General features: G+C 49.7%; 21 protein-coding genes, 7 tRNA genes, 1 other RNA gene and 1 pseudogene. 25 read left to right on the forward strand and 5 right to left on the reverse strand.

From position 1 onward, the window contains the following. Positions 1–122: 122 nt before the first annotated feature. From sucC to pnuC, 24 genes and pseudogenes are all read left to right on the forward strand, one after another. Entirely contained in the window at positions 123–1,289 is a 1,167-nt protein-coding gene (gene sucC / locus RGV86_RS19640) for an ADP-forming succinate--CoA ligase subunit beta (protein ID WP_001048608.1), read from the forward strand. Continuing rightward, positions 1,289–2,158, forward strand: a complete 870-nt coding sequence (gene sucD, locus RGV86_RS19645) for a succinate--CoA ligase subunit alpha (RefSeq protein ID WP_000025458.1) — start codon at positions 1,289–1,291, stop codon at positions 2,156–2,158. The genes sucC and sucD overlap by 1 nt, the downstream gene beginning before the upstream one ends. Positions 2,159–2,324: 166 nt before the next feature. Next, positions 2,325–3,025: pseudogene (locus RGV86_RS19650) on the forward strand (tetratricopeptide repeat protein). A gap of 1,477 nt (positions 3,026–4,502) precedes the next feature. Then, positions 4,503–6,071 carry a cytochrome ubiquinol oxidase subunit I gene (cydA, locus tag RGV86_RS19655; RefSeq protein ID WP_010345240.1) on the forward strand — a complete coding sequence of 523 codons (1,569 nt, stop codon included), beginning with the start codon at positions 4,503–4,505 and terminating at the stop codon, positions 6,069–6,071. Positions 6,072–6,086: 15 nt separating this feature from the next. Continuing rightward, positions 6,087–7,226 (forward strand): cytochrome d ubiquinol oxidase subunit II, encoded by a 1,140-nt coding sequence (gene cydB / locus RGV86_RS19660; RefSeq protein WP_000568271.1) that lies wholly within the window; start codon positions 6,087–6,089, stop codon positions 7,224–7,226. Positions 7,227–7,240: 14 nt separating this feature from the next. Beyond that, complete coding sequence (cydX, locus tag RGV86_RS19665; RefSeq protein ID WP_000270283.1) at positions 7,241–7,354, forward strand: cytochrome bd-I oxidase subunit CydX; 114 nt, start codon at positions 7,241–7,243, stop codon at positions 7,352–7,354. Further along, a complete protein-coding gene (gene ybgE / locus RGV86_RS19670; RefSeq protein ID WP_000034602.1) occupies positions 7,354–7,647 on the forward strand; it encodes a cyd operon protein YbgE in 294 nt (97 codons plus the stop codon). The genes cydX and ybgE overlap by 1 nt, the downstream gene beginning before the upstream one ends. A 149-nt stretch (positions 7,648–7,796) precedes the next feature. After that, a complete protein-coding gene (gene ybgC, locus RGV86_RS19675) occupies positions 7,797–8,201 on the forward strand; it encodes a tol-pal system-associated acyl-CoA thioesterase (RefSeq protein WP_001098372.1) in 405 nt (134 codons plus the stop codon). Next, positions 8,198–8,890 carry a Tol-Pal system protein TolQ gene (tolQ, locus tag RGV86_RS19680; RefSeq protein ID WP_000131314.1) on the forward strand — a complete coding sequence of 231 codons (693 nt, stop codon included), beginning with the start codon at positions 8,198–8,200 and terminating at the stop codon, positions 8,888–8,890. The genes ybgC and tolQ overlap by 4 nt, the downstream gene beginning before the upstream one ends. A 3-nt stretch (positions 8,891–8,893) precedes the next feature. After that, positions 8,894–9,322: a colicin uptake protein TolR gene (tolR, locus tag RGV86_RS19685; RefSeq protein ID WP_000090099.1), complete on the forward strand. Its 429-nt coding sequence runs from the start codon at positions 8,894–8,896 to the stop codon at positions 9,320–9,322. 64 nt (positions 9,323–9,386) lie between these two features. Continuing rightward, positions 9,387–10,664 (forward strand): cell envelope integrity protein TolA, encoded by a 1,278-nt coding sequence (tolA, locus tag RGV86_RS19690; protein WP_000030705.1) that lies wholly within the window; start codon positions 9,387–9,389, stop codon positions 10,662–10,664. A gap of 132 nt (positions 10,665–10,796) precedes the next feature. Continuing rightward, positions 10,797–12,089: a Tol-Pal system beta propeller repeat protein TolB gene (gene tolB, locus RGV86_RS19695; protein WP_010352214.1), complete on the forward strand. Its 1,293-nt coding sequence runs from the start codon at positions 10,797–10,799 to the stop codon at positions 12,087–12,089. Positions 12,090–12,123: 34 nt separating this feature from the next. Further along, entirely contained in the window at positions 12,124–12,645 is a 522-nt protein-coding gene (gene pal, locus RGV86_RS19700; RefSeq protein WP_001295306.1) for a peptidoglycan-associated lipoprotein Pal, read from the forward strand. A gap of 9 nt (positions 12,646–12,654) precedes the next feature. Continuing rightward, positions 12,655–13,446: a cell division protein CpoB gene (gene cpoB, locus RGV86_RS19705; RefSeq protein WP_085460530.1), complete on the forward strand. Its 792-nt coding sequence runs from the start codon at positions 12,655–12,657 to the stop codon at positions 13,444–13,446. A 164-nt stretch (positions 13,447–13,610) separates the two neighbouring features. After that, a tRNA-Lys gene (locus RGV86_RS19710) sits at positions 13,611–13,686 on the forward strand. 26 nt (positions 13,687–13,712) lie between these two features. Further along, positions 13,713–13,788 (forward strand) — tRNA-Val (locus RGV86_RS19715). A gap of 2 nt (positions 13,789–13,790) precedes the next feature. Continuing rightward, positions 13,791–13,866, forward strand: a tRNA-Lys gene (locus RGV86_RS19720). Between the two features lie 51 nt (positions 13,867–13,917). Next, a tRNA-Val gene (locus RGV86_RS19725) sits at positions 13,918–13,993 on the forward strand. A gap of 3 nt (positions 13,994–13,996) precedes the next feature. Then, positions 13,997–14,072, forward strand: a tRNA-Lys gene (locus RGV86_RS19730). Between the two features lie 48 nt (positions 14,073–14,120). Next, positions 14,121–14,196 (forward strand) — tRNA-Lys (locus RGV86_RS19735). Positions 14,197–14,229: 33 nt separating this feature from the next. Then, positions 14,230–14,305: transfer RNA gene (locus tag RGV86_RS19740), tRNA-Lys, on the forward strand. A gap of 24 nt (positions 14,306–14,329) precedes the next feature. Beyond that, positions 14,330–14,461: non-coding RNA, RtT sRNA (locus RGV86_RS19745), on the forward strand. Between the two features lie 279 nt (positions 14,462–14,740). After that, entirely contained in the window at positions 14,741–15,784 is a 1,044-nt protein-coding gene (gene nadA, locus RGV86_RS19750) for a quinolinate synthase NadA (protein WP_309508453.1), read from the forward strand. Positions 15,785–15,821: 37 nt separating this feature from the next. Continuing rightward, positions 15,822–16,541: a nicotinamide riboside transporter PnuC gene (gene pnuC, locus RGV86_RS19755; RefSeq protein WP_085460531.1), complete on the forward strand. Its 720-nt coding sequence runs from the start codon at positions 15,822–15,824 to the stop codon at positions 16,539–16,541. Here pnuC and zitB read toward each other — a convergent pair. Both zitB and RGV86_RS19765 read right to left on the reverse strand, forming a co-directional pair. After that, the gene (gene zitB, locus RGV86_RS19760; RefSeq protein ID WP_032224980.1) at positions 16,538–17,479 is read right to left on the reverse strand and encodes a CDF family zinc transporter ZitB; all 942 of its coding nucleotides are present in this window, start codon (positions 17,477–17,479) and stop codon (positions 16,538–16,540) included. The two genes, pnuC and zitB, sit on opposite strands and share 4 nt — an antisense overlap. Positions 17,480–17,593: 114 nt before the next feature. Then, positions 17,594–17,974 carry a YbgS-like family protein gene (locus RGV86_RS19765; protein WP_000784355.1) on the reverse strand — a complete coding sequence of 127 codons (381 nt, stop codon included), beginning with the start codon at positions 17,972–17,974 and terminating at the stop codon, positions 17,594–17,596. A gap of 315 nt (positions 17,975–18,289) precedes the next feature. Here RGV86_RS19765 and aroG point away from each other — a divergent pair, with 315 nt between their 5' ends. Beyond that, a complete protein-coding gene (aroG, locus tag RGV86_RS19770; RefSeq protein WP_021550469.1) occupies positions 18,290–19,342 on the forward strand; it encodes a 3-deoxy-7-phosphoheptulonate synthase AroG in 1,053 nt (350 codons plus the stop codon). A 140-nt stretch (positions 19,343–19,482) separates the two neighbouring features. Here the strand turns inward: aroG and gpmA are convergent, their stop codons facing one another. The 3 genes from gpmA to galK form a co-directional block, all read right to left on the reverse strand. Beyond that, entirely contained in the window at positions 19,483–20,235 is a 753-nt protein-coding gene (gpmA, locus tag RGV86_RS19775) for a 2,3-diphosphoglycerate-dependent phosphoglycerate mutase (protein WP_001295305.1), read from the reverse strand. Positions 20,236–20,437: 202 nt separating this feature from the next. Further along, entirely contained in the window at positions 20,438–21,478 is a 1,041-nt protein-coding gene (gene galM / locus RGV86_RS19780; RefSeq protein ID WP_000931411.1) for a galactose-1-epimerase, read from the reverse strand. Beyond that, entirely contained in the window at positions 21,472–22,620 is a 1,149-nt protein-coding gene (galK, locus tag RGV86_RS19785; protein ID WP_000053447.1) for a galactokinase, read from the reverse strand. Before galK ends, galM begins: the two co-directional genes overlap by 7 nt.

Genomic DNA, 22,620 nt, shown 5'->3' on the forward strand with positions numbered 1-22,620 from the left:
AGCCTGATGCGACGCTAACGCGTCTTATCAGGCCTACGGGTGACCGACAATGCCCGGTAGCGATACGTCATACTCGGTCTACGGTTTAAAAGATAACGATTACTAAAGGATGGACAGAACACATGAACTTACATGAATACCAGGCAAAACAACTTTTTGCCCGCTATGGCTTACCGGCGCCAGTGGGTTATGCCTGTACTACTCCGCGCGAAGCAGAAGAAGCCGCTTCAAAAATCGGTGCTGGTCCGTGGGTAGTGAAATGTCAGGTTCACGCTGGTGGCCGTGGTAAAGCGGGCGGTGTGAAAGTTGTAAACAGCAAAGAAGATATCCGTGCTTTTGCAGAAAACTGGCTGGGTAAACGTCTGGTAACGTATCAAACAGACGCCAATGGCCAACCGGTTAACCAGATTCTGGTTGAAGCAGCGACCGATATCGCTAAAGAGCTGTATCTCGGTGCTGTTGTTGACCGTAGTTCCCGTCGCGTGGTCTTTATGGCCTCCACCGAAGGCGGCGTGGAAATCGAAAAAGTGGCGGAAGAAACCCCGCACCTGATCCACAAAGTTGCGCTTGATCCGCTGACTGGCCCGATGCCGTATCAGGGACGCGAGCTGGCGTTCAAACTGGGTCTGGAAGGTAAACTGGTTCAGCAGTTCACCAAAATCTTCATGGGTCTGGCGACCATTTTCCTTGAGCGCGACCTGGCGCTTATCGAAATCAACCCGCTGGTTATTACCAAACAGGGCGATCTTGTCTGCCTCGACGGCAAACTGGGCGCTGACGGTAACGCACTGTTCCGCCAGCCTGATCTGCGCGAAATGCGCGACCAGTCGCAGGAAGATCCGCGTGAAGCGCAGGCTGCTCAGTGGGAACTGAACTATGTTGCGCTGGACGGTAACATCGGTTGTATGGTTAACGGCGCAGGTCTGGCGATGGGTACGATGGACATCGTTAAACTGCACGGCGGCGAACCGGCTAACTTCCTGGACGTTGGCGGCGGCGCAACCAAAGAACGCGTAACCGAAGCGTTCAAAATCATCCTCTCTGACGACAAAGTGAAAGCCGTTCTGGTTAACATCTTCGGCGGTATCGTTCGTTGCGACCTGATCGCTGACGGTATCATCGGCGCGGTAGCGGAAGTGGGTGTTAACGTACCGGTTGTGGTACGTCTGGAAGGTAACAACGCCGAACTCGGCGCGAAGAAACTGGCTGACAGCGGCCTGAATATTATTGCAGCAAAAGGTCTGACGGATGCAGCTCAGCAGGTTGTTGCCGCAGTGGAGGGGAAATAATGTCCATTTTAATTGATAAAAACACTAAGGTTATCTGCCAGGGCTTTACCGGTAGCCAGGGGACTTTCCACTCTGAACAGGCCATTGCATACGGCACTAAAATGGTTGGCGGCGTAACCCCAGGTAAAGGCGGCACTACCCACCTCGGCCTGCCGGTATTCAACACCGTGCGTGAAGCCGTTGCTGCCACTGGCGCTACCGCTTCTGTTATCTATGTACCAGCGCCGTTCTGCAAAGACTCCATTCTGGAAGCTATTGATGCAGGCATCAAACTGATTATCACCATCACTGAAGGCATCCCGACGCTGGATATGCTGACTGTGAAAGTGAAACTGGATGAAGCGGGCGTTCGTATGATTGGCCCGAACTGCCCGGGCGTAATCACTCCGGGTGAATGCAAAATTGGTATCCAGCCGGGTCACATTCACAAACCGGGTAAAGTGGGTATCGTTTCCCGTTCCGGTACACTGACCTATGAAGCGGTTAAACAGACCACGGATTACGGTTTCGGTCAGTCTACCTGTGTCGGTATCGGCGGCGATCCGATCCCTGGCTCTAACTTTATCGACATTCTCGAAATGTTCGAAAAAGATCCGCAGACTGAAGCGATCGTGATGATCGGTGAGATCGGCGGTAGCGCCGAAGAAGAAGCGGCTGCGTACATCAAAGAGCACGTCACCAAGCCAGTTGTTGGTTACATTGCCGGTGTGACTGCGCCGAAAGGCAAACGTATGGGTCATGCTGGCGCTATCATTGCCGGTGGTAAAGGGACTGCGGATGAGAAATTCGCCGCTCTGGAAGCCGCAGGCGTGAAAACTGTTCGCAGCCTGGCTGATATCGGTGAAGCACTGAAAACTGTTCTGAAATAAATATCTGTAATAAGAAATAGCCCTCGCCGCTTCCCTCTACAGGAATGGCGAAGGGCTGTCGGTTTCGACATGGTTGGCCATCTTATGATGGCCTTTTTTGTTTTTCTCCATTCAGTAAAAGGATTTATACATGAAGACAATTATTCTGCCGGTTGCTCTGACCCTGATGGGTATAAATGCGGACGTTTATGCGGCCGATGTAAAGATCGATATTTTAAGTGCGACAGTGAAAGATAAACGCATTGAGGGGGCATCGGTGACGCTGCAACGCAATGGCGCACAATCCGTTTCTGGCACCACAAATGCATCGGGCAGCGTTAGTCTGGGTTCTTCATTTGCTGATGATCAAGATGCGTTATTAATCGTCAAAAAAGACGGTTACTCCAATCTTTTAACGACACCACATTAGACGTCAGTGATTTAGCCACTGTGATAACGCCAGCGACAGGTACTTCAACTCCGGCTTCGCCTGCGATGCAAAACAGTGGCGATACTCAACTGGCAAGAAAATATAATCGTGAAGGTGAAGCTGTTTACAAAACCGGTCAACTTGAGCAAGCCATTCAACTCTTCCAACAGGCAACAGAATTAGACGGCAATTACGGACAGGCATTTAGTAACCTGGGGCTGGCTTATCAGAAAAATGGCAACATAGCAGAAGCGATTTGGGCAAATCGTAAAGCGATCTCGTTAGCCAGTGGAGCAAATGCGGCGACAACGCGCGCTAACTCCTATTATAACATTGCTAAAATTTATGAAACCGCAGGTCAGAATGCCGATGCCTTGCAGCATTATCAACTGGCGTATGCGGAAAAAAATAAGCCCTCTTATGAAGAAGCTATCGCACGTGTAAAAGCAAAAATGTAAATCAGCTGTATTTTGAGGGCAACTGATGAAGCCCACTGTTTACGAACATTTTATTTTCCGGTTACACAGTTTCCTGATTTGACCTGCGTGAGAGGCGCAGGTCATTAATCATTTCAAACGTGAACTATGGTCGAAAATATTATTTCAGTATGAATTAATATATATTTTTTGGGGGGGCTTTATAAGTAGCTGGTGCTTCTTTACAATGCGATTGTATAAAAAACTTTTTAATATAATTAGTTATATCACTCGATGTACTACTGAATTATCAACTATTACTTTAAGGTTCAGTAGTCGTAAAGCTGTATCTCCAGATAACTAAATTTCTGACATCTTACAATATCATCATATTCAAATGGTTAAATTAAGAATATTACACAGCCAAAACAGACAGATTGAAGCAATCTGTTAGATGTTGCAAAACAACCTTGATTCCAACGGCGAAATCATGTTTACCCACCAGGTTGCTGTTCATATGGAGCTGAATACCACTCAGTTCATGCTTGATGAGTTGATATCGCTATATCCATAGATAGGGGAGAGTACAATCGCATCAACGCCAATCACATGTGTTGCTTTCTTCATGGGGAATCCTTTGTAAGGCAGATAGTTAATATTTTTTAGACAAGGTAGCGTGTATCCGAGAATATCCAGTGTTTTCTAACGCCTGGTTATAATTCCGTTTGGTTGTTTCGTATCACTGCTATAACAATTTCTCTTGATTTTCAATCGTTGAGCGAATCATTGAATACCGATCGGGAAATATCAATACCATATATAATTTCTTTTGAAAATTCTTGTTCTATCTGACTATACCGAAGATATCTATTTCTTTTCGTGATTATTACCAGAAAAACAATAAGTGACGGATTTACAGTATGTTGCTCATAAAGACAACAATCAATTAACTTTGATAAAAATTTGTTATGTGGAATAGCAACAAATTGGCTACTCTAATCAATTAGGATTACAAAAAGTCGATAAGGCGGCTCTGTTAAATAAAATACTGGTTTTTTATCTATATATTTCCATGCCGGTAATTTTACTGTGTTATTTGGTTACAATAAATTAACAATAAAATTACTAGTGGCTCATGATTTACACATAATTAACATATCCAATTGATTTTGATATAAATCAATTTTTAATTCTTGAAAAAAATCTGCAAAACGAGATAAATTGTCGTAGATCAAATTGGTGAGATGGTGACAATTTCGCTATAAATTGATCACTGTCGAAAAATGCAATTTTGCTCAATAAAAACCTGTTTATTGTAAGGATTTTGCGGCGTAATATAATTACGGGATCAATTTGGTTTATTCATTAACATATTTGTAACTTTTTTATCATTGTCTTTCCTCTTTTGATGAAATGGCAACGGTAGGGGCGAGCAAATAATTTTGTATTGGGGCATGCGTGTGACCCTTTCTAACGGGGTTCACTCTCGGAGTCTTCATGCGATGAGCAAGGAGTCATGATGTTAGATATAGTCGAACTGTCGCGCTTACAGTTTGCCTTGACCGCGATGTACCACTTCCTTTTTGTGCCGCTGACGCTCGGTATGGCGTTCCTGCTGGCCATCATGGAAACGGTTTACGTCCTTTCCGGCAAACAGATTTATAAAGATATGACCAAGTTCTGGGGCAAGTTGTTTGGTATCAACTTTGCTCTGGGTGTGGCAACCGGTCTGACCATGGAGTTCCAGTTCGGGACTAACTGGTCTTACTATTCCCACTATGTAGGGGATATCTTCGGTGCGCCACTGGCAATCGAAGGTCTGATGGCCTTCTTCCTCGAATCCACCTTTGTAGGTCTGTTCTTCTTCGGTTGGGATCGTCTGGGTAAAGTTCAGCATATGTGTGTCACCTGGCTGGTGGCGCTCGGTTCAAACCTGTCCGCACTGTGGATTCTGGTTGCGAACGGCTGGATGCAAAACCCAATCGCGTCCGATTTCAATTTCGAAACTATGCGTATGGAGATGGTGAGCTTCTCCGAGCTGGTGCTTAACCCGGTTGCTCAGGTGAAATTCGTTCACACTGTAGCGTCTGGTTATGTGACTGGCGCGATGTTCATCCTCGGTATCAGCGCATGGTATATGCTGAAAGGTCGTGACTTCGCCTTCGCAAAACGCTCCTTTGCTATTGCTGCCAGCTTCGGTATGGCTGCCGTCCTGTCTGTTATTGTTCTGGGTGATGAATCTGGTTACGAAATGGGCGATGTGCAGAAAACCAAACTGGCTGCTATTGAAGCCGAGTGGGAAACTCAACCTGCGCCCGCCGCCTTTACTCTGTTCGGTATTCCTGATCAGGAAGAGCAGACGAACAAATTTGCGATCCAGATCCCTTACGCGCTGGGTATTATCGCAACGCGTTCCGTGGATACACCGGTTATCGGCCTGAAAGAACTGATGGTGCAGCACGAAGAACGTATTCGTAACGGGATGAAAGCGTACTCTCTGCTCGAACAACTGCGTTCTGGTTCCACCGATCAGGCTGTACGTGACCAGTTCAATAGCATGAAGAAAGACCTCGGTTACGGTCTGCTGCTGAAACGCTATACGCCAAACGTGGCAGATGCGACTGAAGCGCAGATTCAACAGGCAACCAAAGACTCCATTCCACGTGTAGCGCCGCTGTACTTTGCGTTCCGTATCATGGTGGCGTGTGGCTTCTTGCTGCTGGCAATCATCGCGCTCTCCTTCTGGAGTGTCATCCGCAACCGCATTGGCGAGAAAAAATGGCTGCTGCGCGCTGCGCTGTACGGTATTCCGCTGCCGTGGATTGCTGTAGAGGCGGGCTGGTTCGTTGCTGAATATGGTCGCCAACCGTGGGCTATCGGTGAAGTGTTGCCTACCGCAGTAGCGAACTCGTCGCTGACTGCAGGCGATCTCATCTTCTCGATGGTGCTGATTTGCGGCCTGTATACCCTGTTCCTGGTGGCAGAATTGTTCTTAATGTTCAAATTTGCACGCCTTGGCCCAAGCAGCCTGAAAACCGGTCGCTATCACTTTGAGCAGTCTTCAACGACTACTCAGCCGGCACGCTAAGACAGGAGTCGTCAAATGATCGATTATGAAGTATTGCGTTTTATCTGGTGGCTGCTGGTTGGCGTTCTGCTGATTGGTTTTGCAGTCACTGACGGTTTCGACATGGGGGTGGGGATGCTCACCCGTTTCCTCGGTCGTAACGACACCGAGCGTCGAATTATGATTAACTCTATCGCGCCACACTGGGACGGTAACCAGGTATGGCTGATCACCGCAGGCGGCGCGCTGTTCGCTGCCTGGCCGATGGTCTATGCCGCTGCGTTCTCCGGCTTCTATGTCGCGATGATCCTCGTGCTGGCGTCTTTGTTCTTCCGTCCGGTCGGTTTTGATTACCGTTCCAAGATTGAAGACACCCGTTGGCGCAACATGTGGGATTGGGGCATCTTCGTAGGTAGCTTCGTTCCACCGCTGGTGATTGGCGTAGCATTCGGTAACCTGTTGCAGGGCGTACCGTTCAACGTGGATGAGTATCTGCGTCTGTATTACACCGGTAACTTCTTCCAGTTGCTTAACCCGTTCGGCCTGCTGGCAGGTGTGGTGAGCGTAGGGATGATCATTACTCAGGGTGCGACCTATCTGCAGATGCGTACCGTGGGCGAACTGCACCTGCGTACCCGTGCAACAGCTCAGGTGGCGGCGCTGGTGACACTGGTCTGCTTCGCACTGGCTGGCGTATGGGTGATGTACGGTATCGATGGTTATGTCGTGAAATCGACAATGGACCATTACGCAGCCTCTAACCCGCTGAATAAAGAAGTGGTTCGTGAAGCTGGCGCATGGCTGGTTAACTTCAACAACACGCCAATTCTGTGGGCTATTCCGGCACTGGGTGTGGTTCTGCCGCTGCTGACCATCCTGACTGCACGTATGGATAAAGCCGCATGGGCGTTTGTGTTCTCCTCCCTGACGCTGGCCTGCATTATCCTGACTGCCGGTATCGCAATGTTCCCGTTTGTGATGCCGTCCAGCACCATGATGAACGCAAGTCTGACAATGTGGGATGCAACTTCCAGCCAGCTGACGCTTAACGTCATGACCTGGGTTGCGGTGGTTCTGGTTCCGATCATTCTTCTCTACACCATCTGGTGTTACTGGAAAATGTTCGGACGTATCACCAAAGAAGATATTGAACGTAACACCCACTCTCTGTACTAAGTAAGGAGCTAATAATGTGGTATTTCGCATGGATTCTGGGAACGCTTCTTGCCTGTTCATTTGGGGTAATCACCGCGCTGGCGCTTGAGCACGTCGAATCAGGTAAAGCCGGTCAAGAAGACAGCTAATGAGCAAGATTATCGCAACCTTGTATGCGGTAATGGACAAGCGCCCTCTGCGGGCGCTTTCCTTCGTGATGGCGCTTCTGTTAGCAGGATGTATGTTTTGGGATCCATCACGTTTCGCCGCGAAGACCAGTGAACTGGAAATCTGGCATGGTTTATTGCTGATGTGGGCCGTCTGTGCTGGCGTGATTCACGGCGTGGGTTTTCGTCCGCAGAAGGTTCTTTGGCAAGGGATTTTTTGCCCACTGCTTGCCGATATTGTTCTCATTGTCGGGCTGATTTTCTTCTTCTTTTAAATCAGAATTCTCTTTAAAAATTTATGGACCTTCAACAGTCCATAAATTTTTACGCTCCCTTAACTTGCCCTCATTCCCAAACCTCAATCGCACGCGTATAGTAGCAGCGTTTAAAAGTTCTAACTTTTGTTGCATTACCGGGATGTAAAGTGAATACAACGCTGTTTCGATGGCCGGTTCGCGTCTACTATGAAGATACCGATGCCGGTGGTGTGGTGTACCACGCCAGTTACATCGCTTTTTATGAAAGAGCACGCACAGAGATGCTGCGTCACCATCACTTCAGTCAACAGGCGCTGATGGCTGAGCGTGTTGCCTTCGTGGTACGTAAAATGACGGTGGAATATTACGCACCTGCACGGCTCGACGATATGCTCGAAATACAGACTGAAATAACATCAATGCGTGGCACCTCTTTGGTTTTCACGCAACGTATTGTCAACGCTGAGAATACTCTGCTGAATGAAGCCGAGGTTCTGATTGTTTGCGTTGACCCACTCAAAATGAAGCCTCGTGCGCTTCCTAAGTCTATTGTCGCGGAGTTTAAGCAGTGACTGACATGAATATCCTTGATTTGTTCCTGAAGGCTAGCCTTCTGGTTAAACTTATCATGCTGATTTTGATTGGTTTTTCAATCGCATCCTGGGCCATTATTATCCAGCGGACCCGTATTCTGAACGCTGCGGCGCGTGAAGCCGAAGCGTTTGAAGATAAATTCTGGTCTGGAATCGAACTTTCTCGCCTCTATCAGGAGAGCCAGGGAAAACGGGATAATCTCACTGGTTCGGAACAAATCTTTTACAGCGGGTTCAAAGAATTTGTGCGCCTGCATCGTGCCAATAGCCATGCGCCGGAAGCCGTAGTAGAAGGGGCCTCACGAGCGATGCGTATCTCGATGAACCGTGAACTGGAAAATCTGGAAACGCACATTCCATTCCTCGGTACGGTAGGTTCCATCAGCCCATATATTGGTCTGTTTGGTACAGTCTGGGGGATCATGCATGCCTTTATCGCTCTTGGCGCAGTGAAGCAGGCAACGCTGCAAATGGTTGCGCCCGGTATCGCAGAAGCGTTGATTGCGACGGCAATTGGTCTGTTCGCCGCAATTCCAGCGGTAATGGCTTATAACCGCCTCAACCAGCGCGTAAACAAACTGGAACTGAATTACGACAACTTTATGGAAGAGTTTACCGCGATTCTGCACCGCCAGGCGTTTACCGTTAGTGAGAGCAACAAGGGGTAAGCCATGGCCAGAGCGCGTGGACGAGGTCGTCGCGATCTCAAGTCCGAAATCAACATTGTTCCGTTGCTGGACGTACTGCTGGTGCTGTTGCTGATCTTTATGGCGACAGCGCCCATCATTACCCAGAGCGTGGAGGTCGATCTGCCAGACGCTACTGAATCGCAGGCGGTGAGCAGTAACGATAACCCGCCAGTGATTGTTGAAGTGTCTGGTATTGGTCAGTACACCGTGGTGGTTGAGAAAGATCGTCTGGAGCGTTTACCCCCAGAGCAGGTGGTGGCGGAAGTGTCCAGCCGTTTCAAGGCTAATCCGAAAACGGTCTTTCTGATCGGTGGCGCAAAAAATGTGCCTTACGATGAAATAATTAAAGCACTGAACTTGTTACATAGTGCGGGTGTGAAATCGGTTGGTTTAATGACGCAGCCTATCTAAGCATCTGCGTTTCCCTTGCTTGAAAGAGAGCGGGTAACAGGCGAACAGTTTTTGGGAACCGAGAGTGTCAAAGGCAACCGAACAAAACGACAAGCTCAAGCGGGCGATAATTATTTCAGCAGTGCTGCATGTCATCTTATTTGCGGCGCTGATCTGGAGTTCGTTCGATGAGAATATAGAAGCTTCAGCCGGAGGCGGCGGTGGTTCGTCCATCGACGCGGTAATGGTTGACTCAGGTGCGGTAGTTGAGCAGTACAAACGTATGCAAAGCCAGGAATCAAGCGCGAAGCGTTCCGAAGAGCAGCGCAAGATGAAGGAACAGCAGGCTGCTGAAGAACTGCGTGAGAAACAAGCGGCTGAACAGGAACGCCTGAAGCAACTTGAGAAAGAGCGGTTAGCTGCTCAGGAACAGAAAAAGCAGGCTGAAGAAGCCGCTAAACAGGCCGAGTTAAAGCAGAAGCAAGCGGAAGAGGCGGCAGCGAAAGCGGCAGCAGATGCCAAAGCGAAGGCCGAAGCGGATGCCAAAGCAGCCGCAGAAGCTGCGAAGAAAGCGGCTGCAGACGCGAAGAAAAAAGCGGAAGCAGAAGCCGCCAAAGCCGCTGCTGAAGCACAGAAAAAAGCCGAGGCTGAAGCCGCTAAAGCTGCTGCGGCGCTGAAGAAGAAGGCGGAAGCAGCAGAAGCCGCAGCAGCAGAAGCGAGAAAAAAAGCGGCTGCCGAAGCTGCTGAAAAAGCGAAGGCCGAAGCTGAGAAGAAAGCAGCGGCAGAAAAAGCTGCTGCTGATAAGAAAGCGGCAGCAGAGAAAGCCGCAGCAGAGAAAAAAGCAGCAGAAAAAGCGGCTGCTGAAAAGGCTGCTGCTGATAAGAAAGCAGCTGCAGAAAAAGCCGCCGCAGACAAAAAAGCGGCAGCGGCAAAAGCAGCCGCTGAAAAAGCCGCTGCAGCAAAAGCTGCCGCAGAGGCAGATGATATTTTCGGTGAGCTAAGCTCTGGTAAGAATGCACCGAAAACCGGTGGTGGTGCGAAAGGGAACAATGCTTCGCCTGCCGGGAGTGGTAATACTAAAAACAATGGCGCATCAGGCGCAGATATCAATAACTATGCCGGGCAGATTAAATCTGCTATCGAAAGTAAGTTCTATGACGCATCGTCCTATGCAGGCAAAACCTGTACGCTGCGCATAAAACTGGCGCCAGATGGTATGTTACTGGATATCAAACCTGAAGGTGGCGATCCCGCACTTTGTCAGGCTGCGTTGGCAGCAGCTAAACTTGCGAAGATCCCGAAACCACCAAGCCAGGCAGTATATGAAGTGTTCAAAAACGCACCATTGGACTTCAAGCCGTAATCGCGATGTTGACCGTCACGGCGGTTAACATCAAACATCGGTTGTCGCTGGGTTCTGGTAGTTTTGTGTATTTGAGTTTGTTAACATTCTGCTAAATTATCGTGGGCTATCTGTCCAGATAAGGGAGATATGATGAAGCAGGCATTACGAGTAGCATTTGGTTTTCTCATACTGTGGGCATCAGTTCTGCACGCTGAAGTCCGCATTGTGATCGACAGCGGTGTAGATTCCGGTCGTCCTATTGGTGTAGTTCCTTTCCAGTGGGCAGGCCCTGGCGCGGCACCCGAAGATATTGGTGGCATCGTTGCTGCTGACTTGCGTAACAGCGGTAAGTTTAATCCGTTAGATCGCGCTCGTCTGCCACAGCAGCCGGGTAGTGCGCAAGAAGTTCAACCTGCTGCATGGTCTGCATTGGGCATTGATGCTGTCGTTGTAGGTCAGGTCACTCCGAATCCTGACGGCTCTTACAATGTTGCTTATCAGCTGGTTGATACCGGCGGTGCGCCGGGTACTGTACTTGCTCAGAACTCATATAAAGTTAACAAGCAATGGCTGCGTTATGCTGGTCATACCGCCAGTGACGAAGTGTTTGAAAAACTGACCGGCATTAAAGGTGCGTTCCGTACCCGTATTGCCTACGTTGTTCAGACCAATGGCGGTCAGTTCCCGTATGAACTGCGCGTATCTGACTATGACGGTTACAACCAGTTTGTGGTTCATCGCTCACCGCAGCCGCTGATGTCTCCGGCGTGGTCACCGGATGGCTCTAAACTGGCATATGTCACCTTCGAAAGCGGTCGTTCCGCGCTGGTCATCCAGACGCTGGCAAATGGTGCTGTACGTCAGGTAGCCTCATTCCCTCGTCACAATGGTGCGCCTGCATTCTCGCCAGACGGCAGCAAGCTGGCATTCGCTCTGTCGAAAACCGGTAGCCTGAACCTGTACGTAATGGATTTGGCTTCTGGTCAGATTCGTCAGGTGACTGATGGTCGCAGCAACAACACCGAACCGACCTGGTTCCCGGACAGCCAGAACCTGGCCTTCACTTCTGACCAGGCCGGTCGTCCGCAGGTTTATAAAGTGAATATTAACGGCGGTGCGCCACAACGTATTACCTGGGAAGGTTCGCAGAACCAGGATGCGGATGTCAGCAGCGACGGTAAATTTATGGTAATGGTCAGCTCCAATGGTGGACAGCAGCACATTGCCAAACAAGATCTGGTAACGGGAGGCGTACAAGTTCTGTCGTCAACGTTCCTGGATGAAACGCCAAGTCTGGCACCTAACGGCACTATGGTAATCTACAGCTCTTCTCAGGGGATGGGATCCGTGCTGAATTTGGTTTCTACAGATGGGCGTTTCAAAGCGCGTCTTCCGGCAACTGATGGACAGGTCAAATTCCCTGCCTGGTCGCCGTATCTGTGATAATAATTAATTGAATAGTAAAGGAATCATTGAAATGCAACTGAACAAAGTGCTGAAAGGGCTGATGATCGCTCTGCCTGTTATGGCTATTGCGGCATGTTCTTCCAATAAGAACGCCAGCAATGACGGCAGCGAAGGCATGCTGGGTGCCGGCACTGGTATGGATGCGAACGGCGGCAACGGCAATATGTCTTCCGAAGAGCAGGCTCGTCTGCAAATGCAACAGCTGCAGCAGAACAACATCGTTTACTTCGATCTGGACAAGTACGATATCCGTTCTGATTTCGCTCAAATGCTGGATGCACACGCAAACTTCCTGCGTAGCAACCCGTCTTACAAAGTCACCGTAGAAGGTCACGCGGACGAACGTGGTACTCCGGAATACAACATCTCCCTGGGTGAACGTCGTGCGAACGCCGTTAAGATGTACCTGCAGGGTAAAGGCGTTTCTGCAGACCAGATCTCCATCGTTTCTTACGGTAAAGAAAAACCTGCAGTACTGGGTCATGACGAAGCGGCATACTCCAAAAACCGTCGTGCGGTACTGGTTTACTAAGAGAATTGCATGAGCAGTAACTTCAGACATCAACTATTGAGTCTGTCGTTACTGGTTGGTATAGCGGCCCCTTGGGCCGCTTTTGCTCAGGCACCAATCAGTAGTGTCGGCTCGGGCTCGGTCGAAGACCGCGTCACTCAACTTGAGCGTATTTCTAATGCTCACAGCCAGCTTTTAACCCAACTCCAGCAACAACTCTCTGATAATCAATCCGATATTGATTCCCTGCGTGGTCAGATTCAGGAAAATCAGTATCAACTGAATCAGGTCGTGGAGCGGCAAAAGCAGATCCTGTTGCAGATCGACAGCCTCAGCAGCGATGGTGCAGCGGCGCAATCAACCAGCAGCGATCAAAGCGGTGCGGCGGCATCAACGACGCCGACAGCTGATGCTGGTACTGCGAATGCTGGCGCGCCGGTGAAAAGCGGCGATGCAAACACGGATTACAATGCAGCTATTGCGCTGGTACAGGATAAATCCCGCCAGGATGACGCAATGGTGGCATTTCAGAATTTCATCAAAAATTACCCTGATTCAACTTACCTGCCAAACGCCAATTATTGGCTGGGTCAGTTAAACTACAACAAGGGTAAGAAAGATGATGCGGCCTACTATTTTGCTTCGGTGGTGAAAAACTATCCGAAGTCACCGAAGGCTGCGGATGCGATGTTTAAAGTTGGCGTCATCATGCAGGACAAAGGTGACACCGCGAAAGCGAAAGCCGTGTACCAGCAGGTTATCAGTAAATACCCTGGGACTGATGGCGCAAAACAGGCGCAAAAACGTCTGAACGCGATGTAATGCATAACACACGACCAGAAGTCGCATTATTTCTGGTCGTGTCGTGCGAATCATAAGCAGTTGAGTGATCTACATCGAAATTTTTGTTGCGCTCAAATCTGAAATCAGTAATATATGCCGCCGTTGCCACGGGATATCAAACAACTCGAAAGCAACGCAAAAGTGGGTCGTTAGCTCAGTTGGTAGAGCAGTTGACTTTTAATCAATTGGTCGCAGGTTCGAATCCTGCACGACCCACCACTTTAAGTAGTATCCAGCGTAGTATCGGGTGATTAGCTCAGCTGGGAGAGCACCTCCCTTACAAGGAGGGGGTCGGCGGTTCGATCCCGTCATCACCCACCACCGGGTCGTTAGCTCAGTTGGTAGAGCAGTTGACTTTTAATCAATTGGTCGCAGGTTCGAATCCTGCACGACCCACCACTAATTACGGTGGGTTCGGTGGAAGTAGTTTGTAGTATCCAGCGCAGTATCGGGTGATTAGCTCAGCTGGGAGAGCACCTCCCTTACAAGGAGGGGGTCGGCGGTTCGATCCCGTCATCACCCACCACTCGGGTCGTTAGCTCAGTTGGTAGAGCAGTTGACTTTTAATCAATTGGTCGCAGGTTCGAATCCTGCACGACCCACCAATTTTAATATTGGCATCAAGTAAAAAATCTTTCAGGTAACACCCGTATGGGTCGTTAGCTCAGTTGGTAGAGCAGTTGACTTTTAATCAATTGGTCGCAGGTTCGAATCCTGCACGACCCACCATCCTGAATGATTAAAGCAGCATAATCCCGCAAGGGGTCGTTAGCTCAGTTGGTAGAGCAGTTGACTTTTAATCAATTGGTCGCAGGTTCGAATCCTGCACGACCCACCAATGTAAAAAAGCGCCCTAAAGGCGCTTTTTTGCTATCTGCGATATTCAAAGATTCGAACCTGCAGCAGGTTCGAGTTGAGCGCAGCGAAACAACGGAGCCGCTCGCGGAGACGACCCGAAGGGCGAGCGAAGCGAATCATCCTGCACGACCCACCAATGTAAAAAAGCGCCCTAAAGGCGCTTTTTTGCTATTCAGGCATTCCACAATTTCAATTCTTAACCCTGATGACATACTTTGCGCTTGCTGCGTAAGCAACTCTACGTCGGTGGAAATAAGATACCTGGCATTACATCCGACATCTCATACGTAATTCGAGTGACTTTTCCCCACTGTTCGGCTATCTTGTTTAGCATATAAAACAAATCAAACCGATAACGGCGAACATCACGCTTTATATCGGTTTAAATGTTAAGCCTGTAAAACGAGATGGTAAGATGAGCGTGATGTTTGATCCAGACACGGCGATTTATCCTTTCCCCCCGAAGCCGACGCCGTTAAGCATTGATGAGAAAGCGTATTACCGTGAGAAAATAAAACGTCTGCTAAAAGAACGTAATGCGGTGATGGTTGCCCACTACTATACCGATCCTGAAATTCAACAACTGGCAGAAGAAACGGGTGGTTGTATTTCTGATTCTTTAGAAATGGCGCGCTTTGGTGCCAAACATCCCGCTTCAACGCTACTCGTAGCCGGGGTGAGATTTATGGGAGAAACCGCCAAAATTCTCAGCCCGGAAAAAACAATTCTGATGCCGACACTTCAGGCTGAATGTTCACTGGATCTCGGCTGCCCAATTGAAGAATTTAACGCATTTTGTGATGCCCATCCCGATCGCACTGTCGTGGTCTACGCTAACACTTCTGCTGCAGTAAAAGCGCGTGCAGACTGGGTGGTGACTTCAAGTATTGTTGTTGAACTCATTGATCATCTGGATAGTCTGGGTGAAAAACTCATCTGGGCACCAGACAAACACCTGGGGCGTTACGTACAAAAGCAGACGGGGGCAGATATTATATGCTGGCAAGGTGCCTGCATTGTGCATGATGAGTTTAAGACTCAGGCGTTAATCCGTTTACAAAAACAACACCCTGATGCAGCCATACTGGTGCATCCGGAATCACCACAAGCCATTGTCGATATGGCGGATGCGGTCGGTTCCACAAGTCAGTTGATCAATGCTGCGAAAACATTGCCGCATCGGCGCCTTATTGTGGCGACTGACCGGGGTATCTTCTACAAAATGCAGCAGGCAGTGCCAGACAAAGAGTTACTGGAAGCACCAACCGCTGGCGAGGGAGCAACTTGCCGTAGCTGCGCGCATTGCCCGTGGATGGCCATGAATGGCCTTCAGGCCATCGCAGAGGCATTAGAACAGGAAGGAAGCAATCACGAGGTTCATGTTGATGAAAGGCTGCGAGAGAGGGCGCTAGTGCCGCTCAATCGTATGCTGGAATTTGCGGCTACACTACGTGGATAACGAATAATAAGGCGTAACGTTACGCTTTGGGGGAAAGATGGATTTTTTTAGTGTACAGAATATCCTGGTACATATACCAATAGGGGCGGGCGGTTACGATCTTTCATGGATCGAAGCGGTAGGCACGATCGCCGGGTTGCTGTGTATTGGCCTTGCCAGTCTGGAGAAGATCAGCAACTACTTCTTTGGCCTGATCAACGTCACCTTGTTTGGCATTATTTTCTTTCAGATTCAGCTGTATGCCAGCCTGCTATTACAGGTGTTTTTCTTTGCCGCGAATATTTACGGCTGGTATGCGTGGTCGCGACAAACCAGTCAGAACGAGGCGGAGTTGAAAATTCGCTGGTTACCATTGCCGAAGGCATTAACCTGGCTGGCGGTTTGTGTCATTGCTATTGGTCTGATGACGGTATTTATCAATCCGGTATTTGCGTTCCTGACACACGTTGCAGTCACGATTATGCAAGCGTTGGGATTACAAGTTGCGATGCCGGAATTACAACCGGACGCCTTCCCGTTGTGGGATTCCTGCATGATGGTACTCTCCATCGTGGCAATGATTCTGATGACGCGGAAATACGTCGAAAACTGGTTGCTGTGGGTCATTATTAACGTAATTAGCGTGGTGATTTTCGCCTTGCAGGGCGTCTATGCCATGTCGCTGGAGTATCTGATCCTGACGTTTATTGCCCTCAACGGCAGCCGAATGTGGATCAACAGCGCACGCGAAAGAGGCTCACGCGCGCTGTCCCATTAATGGTGATGATGTGAATGGCCAGACACCCCTTCATTCAGGTGGCAGTCTGGCCCATGACAAGGTTGATATTCCATCTGGATGGTGGCGTGCTCAATCTGATAGTGATCCATCAGATAATGTTGGATCTTGTCCAACAACGCATCGTGATCGTGTGGTGGGATCACCTGCACATGCAGCGTCATTACTGGCTTCTCACCCACCATCCACACGTGTACATGATGCACATTTCGGACTTCCGGAATTTCCCGACACATACGGCGCTTGAGTTCAGCGATATCCAGCGACACCGGCGCACCTTCAAGTAATTCATTCACGCTGTCTTTCAATAATCGCCACGCGCTGCGCAGAACCAGAAGCGACACCAGTATCGAGAGAATGGGGTCAGCAGGCGTCCAGCCGGTCCAGATAATAATCAACGCGGCAACGATAGCACCAACCGAACCCAGAAGATCTCCCAGTACATGCAGTGCCGCTGCGCGCACGTTGAGGTTTTTCTCTTCGCTGCCGTGATGAAGTAACCAGAAAGAAAGTATATTTGCCAGCAACCCAGCCACGGCAATTGCCATCATCATGCCGCCCTCGACCGGACGCGGCGTGCGGAAGCGTTCTATCGCCTCCCAGACAATCAAAATGGTAATCACCACCAGGGCGATGGCATTCACAAACGCCGCGAGCGTGGTCAATCTTAGCCAACCGAAAGTGTGGCGGATGGTGGGAGGACGACGTGAAAATTGTACGGCAAGCAGGGCGAAAAGCAGGGCGGCAGTATCGGTCAACATATGACCCGCGTCGGCCAGCAACGCCAGAGAGCCTGAGAGAAAACCGCCAATAACCTCAACCAGCATAAACCCGGCAGTCACGCCGAAAGCATACAACAAGCGACGAGCATTATTATCTTCTGGCAGGTGTGAGGAAGCGTGTGAGTGTGAGTGCGCCATGACGAGTCATCCCTTAATTTATCTCACTTAACTTTATGACATCATACTGCTTTTAGAAGGGAAAAATTAAAAAGGAGAGCCTCCGCTCTCCCATTATCAGCCATATATCCTGGCTTACTGCGTAGTACCGTCGGTTTTGGTATCGACATCATTGTTGATGCCATCACCGGTTTGTACTTTTTTATTAATGTCCGGGCAGCGACCATCTTTGCACATCGTATTTTTGTGCTCTTCATCTTTGGTCATGCCGTCATTGTCCATTGATGAACCGTTCGGGTGCAGCATGGTGCCGCCTGAGTTGTTATTAACCCCGCTATTATCAACGTTATTTGGTGCGACATTTTCACGGGCGTCCGGGGCAACCTGACCCGCATCAGCTGCGGCGTTTGCCTGGCCATTATTGGTTTGCGCACCGCTATCGGCAGCCAGCGCGGCACCGCTGGCAAGGCTTAGAGTGGCAGTCAGAAATAGTGTGGCCAGTTTTGTCATTTTCATAGGATGCTCCTGTTATGGTCGTTATGTCGGATAACCTCTTCCAACAGTGCATTTGCAGGTGAATATCAGGTAATGGTTTAAGATTTCAGCCAGAAGAATAAATCCAGCAGAGAATCTTGAAAAAATTAATAAACAGAGAAGTTACAGTTAGAAATTGTAGGTCAGATCTCGTTTTTCGCGACAATCTGGCGTTTTTCTTGCTAATTCCAGGATTAATCCGTTCATAGTGTAAAACCCCGTTTACACATTCTGACGGAAGATATAGATTGGAGGGATTGCATTCACCAAGATAAGTATGGCAACACTGGAACAGACATGAATTATCAGAACGACGATTTACGTATCAAAGAAATCAAAGAGTTACTTCCACCTGTCGCACTGCTGGAAAAATTCCCTGCTACCGAAAATGCCGCGAATACGGTTGCCCATGCCAGAAAAGCGATCCATAAGATCCTGAAAGGTAATGATGATCGCCTGTTGGTGGTGATTGGCCCGTGTTCTATTCATGATCCCGTCGCGGCTAAAGAGTATGCCACTCGCTTGCTGGCGCTGCGTGAAGAGCTGAAAGATGAGCTGGAAATCGTTATGCGCGTCTATTTTGAAAAGCCGCGCACCACGGTGGGCTGGAAGGGGCTGATCAACGATCCGCATATGGACAACAGCTTCCAGATCAACGACGGTTTGCGCATTGCCCGTAAGTTGCTGCTCGATATTAACGACAGTGGTCTGCCAGCGGCGGGTGAATTTCTCGATATGATCACCCCGCAGTATCTCGCTGACCTGATGAGTTGGGGCGCAATTGGTGCACGTACAACCGAATCTCAGGTTCACCGCGAACTGGCGTCCGGTCTTTCTTGCCCGGTAGGTTTCAAAAATGGCACCGACGGTACGATTAAAGTGGCTATCGATGCTATTAATGCCGCCGGTGCGCCGCACTGCTTCCTGTCTGTAACCAAATGGGGGCATTCGGCGATTGTGAATACCAGCGGTAACGGCGATTGCCATATCATTCTGCGCGGCGGTAAAGAGCCTAACTACAGCGCGAAGCACGTTGCTGAAGTGAAAGAAGGGCTGAACAAAGCAGGTCTGCCAGCTCAAGTTATGATTGATTTCAGCCATGCAAATTCGTCCAAACAGTTCAAAAAGCAGATGGAAGTTTGCGCTGACGTTTGCCAGCAAATTGCCGGTGGCGAAACAGCCATTATTGGCGTGATGGTTGAAAGCCACCTGGTGGAAGGGAACCAGAGCCTGGAAAGCGGTGAGCCGCTGGCCTATGGCAAGAGCATCACCGATGCCTGCATTGGCTGGGAAGATACCGACGCACTGTTACGCCAACTGGCGAACGCAGTGAAAGCACGTCGCGGGTAATTTATAGTCGAAACGCCATGACTGTACGTTTGTAGCCCTGATAAGACGCGCAGCGTCGCATCAGGCAATGTGCTCCATTGTTAGCAACAAAAAAGCCGACTCACTTGCAGTCGGCTTTCTCATTTTTAAACGAATGACGTTTACTTCGCTTTACCCTGGTTAGCCACCGCCGCTGCTTTCGCTGCGATCTCGTCAGCATTACCCAGATAATAGCGTTTCAGCGGTTTGAAGTTCTCGTCAAACTCATAAACCAGCGGCACGCCGGTCGGAATATTCAGCTCAAGAATCTCTTCTTCGCTCATGTTATCGAGATATTTCACCAGCGCACGTAACGAGTTACCGTGTGCCGCGATGATCACGCGCTCACCGCTCTTCATACGCGGCAGAATGGTTTCATTCCAGTAAGGGATAACGCGGTCAATGGTCAGCGCCAGACTTTCAGTCAGCGGCAGTTCTTTCTCGCTCAGTTTCGCGTAACGCGGATCGTGACCCGGATAACGCTCATCATCTTTAGTCAGTTCCGGCGGAGTCACTGCAAAACCACGACGCCACTGTTTCACCTGCTCGTCGCCATACTTTTCAGCGGTTTCTGCTTTGTTCAGACCCTGCAACGCACCGTAGTGACGTTCGTTCAGTTTCCAGGATTTCTCAACGGGCAGCCATGCCTGATCCAGTTCGTCCAGCACATTCCACAGGGTATGGATAGCGCGTTTCAGCACAGAGGTGTAAGCAAAGTCAAAGCTGTAACCTTCCTCTTTCAGCAGCTTACCTGCTGCTTTTGCTTCGCTTACGCCTTTCTCAGACAGATCCACGTCGTACCAACCGGTGAAACGGTTTTCTTTGTTCCACTGACTTTCGCCATGACGAACCAGAACTAGCTTAGTTACAGCCATATACTTACTCCTCAAATCATTATTAAATGATAATAATTCTCATTATATTGCCGTGACGAAGCAACAGCAATGCTTACGCATAACCATAGCGAAAATAGTGTCGCAGTGTAAGGTTGTTGTGAATATTGAGTTGCAAATATGTCGGTGCTTGCTGGTGATTTGAACAATATGAGGATAAAGCCCTCATCACGAGGGCTTCAGGTTACTCAGCAATAAACTGATATTCCGTCAGGCTGGAATACTCTTCGCCTGGACGCAGGAAGCAGTCCGGTTGCGGCCATTCAGGATGGTTAGGACTGTCCGGCAGAAACTCGCTTTCCAGAGCCAGCCCTTGCCAGTCGGCGTAAGGTTCGGTTCCTCGTGACGGCGTGCCGCCGAGGAAGTTGCCGGAGTAGAATTGCAGAGCCGGAGCGGTGGTGTAGACCTTCAACTGCAATTTTTCATCTGCTGACCAGACATGCGCCGCCACTTTCTTGCCATCGCCTTTGGCCTGTAACAAGAACGCGTGATCGTAACCTTTCACTTTGCGCTGATCGTCATCGGCAAGAAACTCACTGGCGATGATTTTGGCACTGCGGAAATCAAAAGATGTCCCGGCGACAGATTTCAGGCCGTCGTGCGGAATGCCGCCTTCATCAACCGGCAGATATTCGTCCGCCAGAATCTGCAACTTGTGATTACGCACGTCAGACTGCTCGCCGTCGAGGTTGAAATAGACGTGGTTAGTCATATTCACCGGGCAAGGTTTATCAACTGTGGCGCGATAAGTAATAGAGATACGGTTATCGTCGGTCAGACGATACTGCACCGTCGCGCCGAGATTCCCCGGAAAGCCTTGATCGCCATCTTCTGAAGTCAGGGCAAACAGCACCTGACGATCGTTCTGGTTAACAATTTGCCAGCGGCGTTTGTCGAACCCTTCCGGGCCGCCATGCAGCTGGTTAACACCCTGACTTGGCGAAAGCGTCACGGTTTCACCGCCAAAGGTATAACGACTATTGGCGATACGGTTGGCATAACGACCAATAGAGGCTCCCAGAAACGCGGCCTGATCCTGGTAGCATTCCGGGCTGGCGCAGCCGAGCAGCGCCTCGCGGACGCTGCCATCGGAAAGCGGAATACGGGCTGAAAGTAAAGTCGCACCCCAGTCCATCAGCGTGACTACCATCCCTGCGTTGTTACGCAAAGTTAACAGTCGGTACGGCTGACCATCGGGTGCCAGTGCGGGAGTTTCGTTCAGCACTGTCCTGCTCCTTGTGATGGTTTACAAACGTAAAAAGTCTCTTTAATACCTGTTTTGGCTTCATATTGTTCAGCGACAGCTTGCTGTACGGCAGGCACCAGTTCTTCCGGGATCAGCGCGACGATACAGCCGCCAAATCCGCCACCGGTCATGCGTACGCCACCTTTGTCGCCAATCACAGCTTTTACGATTTCTACCAGAGTGTCAATTTGCGGCACGGTGATTTCGAAATCATCGCGCATAGAGGCATGAGACTCCGCCATCAACTCGCCCATACGTTTCAGGTCGCCTTGCTCCAGCGCGCTGGCAGCTTCAACGGTGCGGGCGTTTTCAGTCAGGATATGACGCACGCGTTTCGCCACGATCGGGTCCAGTTCATGCGCAACAGCGTTGAACTCTTCAATGGTGACATCGCGCAGGGCTGGCTGCTGGAAGAAACGCGCACCGGTTTCGCACTGTTCACGACGGGTGTTGTATTCGCTGCCAACCAGGGTGCGTTTGAAGTTACTGTTGATGATGACGACAGCCACACCTTTCGGCATGGAAACGGCTTTGGTTCCCAGAGAGCGGCAATCGATCAGCAAGGCATGATCCTTCTTACCCAGTGCGGAAATTAGCTGATCCATGATCCCGCAGTTACAGCCAACAAACTGGTTTTCTGCTTCCTGACCGTTAAGCGCGATTTGTGCGCCGTCCAGCGGCAGATGATAAATCTGCTGCAATACGGTTCCGACCGCGACTTCCAGTGAAGCGGAAGAACTTAACCCGGCACCCTGCGGCACATTGCCGCTGATCACCATGTCCACACCGCCGAAGCTATTGTTACGCAGTTGCAGATGTTTTACCACGCCACGAACGTAGTTCGCCCATTGATAGTTTTCATGCGCGACAATGGGCGCATCAAGGGAAAACTCGTCAGTCTGATTTTCATAATCGGCTGCCATTACGCGAACTTTACGGTCATCGCGTGGCGCACAACTGATCACGGTTTGATAATCAATCGCGCAGGGCAGAACGAAACCGTCGTTGTAGTCGGTGTGTTCGCCAATAAGATTCACGCGCCCAGGCGCCTGAATGGTATGAGTGGCAGGGTAGCCAAATGCGTTGGCAAACAGAGATTGTGTTTTTTCTTTCAGACTCAT

The sequence above is a fragment of the Escherichia ruysiae genome (genome assembly GCF_031323975.1).
GTDB classification, from domain to species: Bacteria; Pseudomonadota; Gammaproteobacteria; order Enterobacterales; family Enterobacteriaceae; genus Escherichia; species Escherichia ruysiae.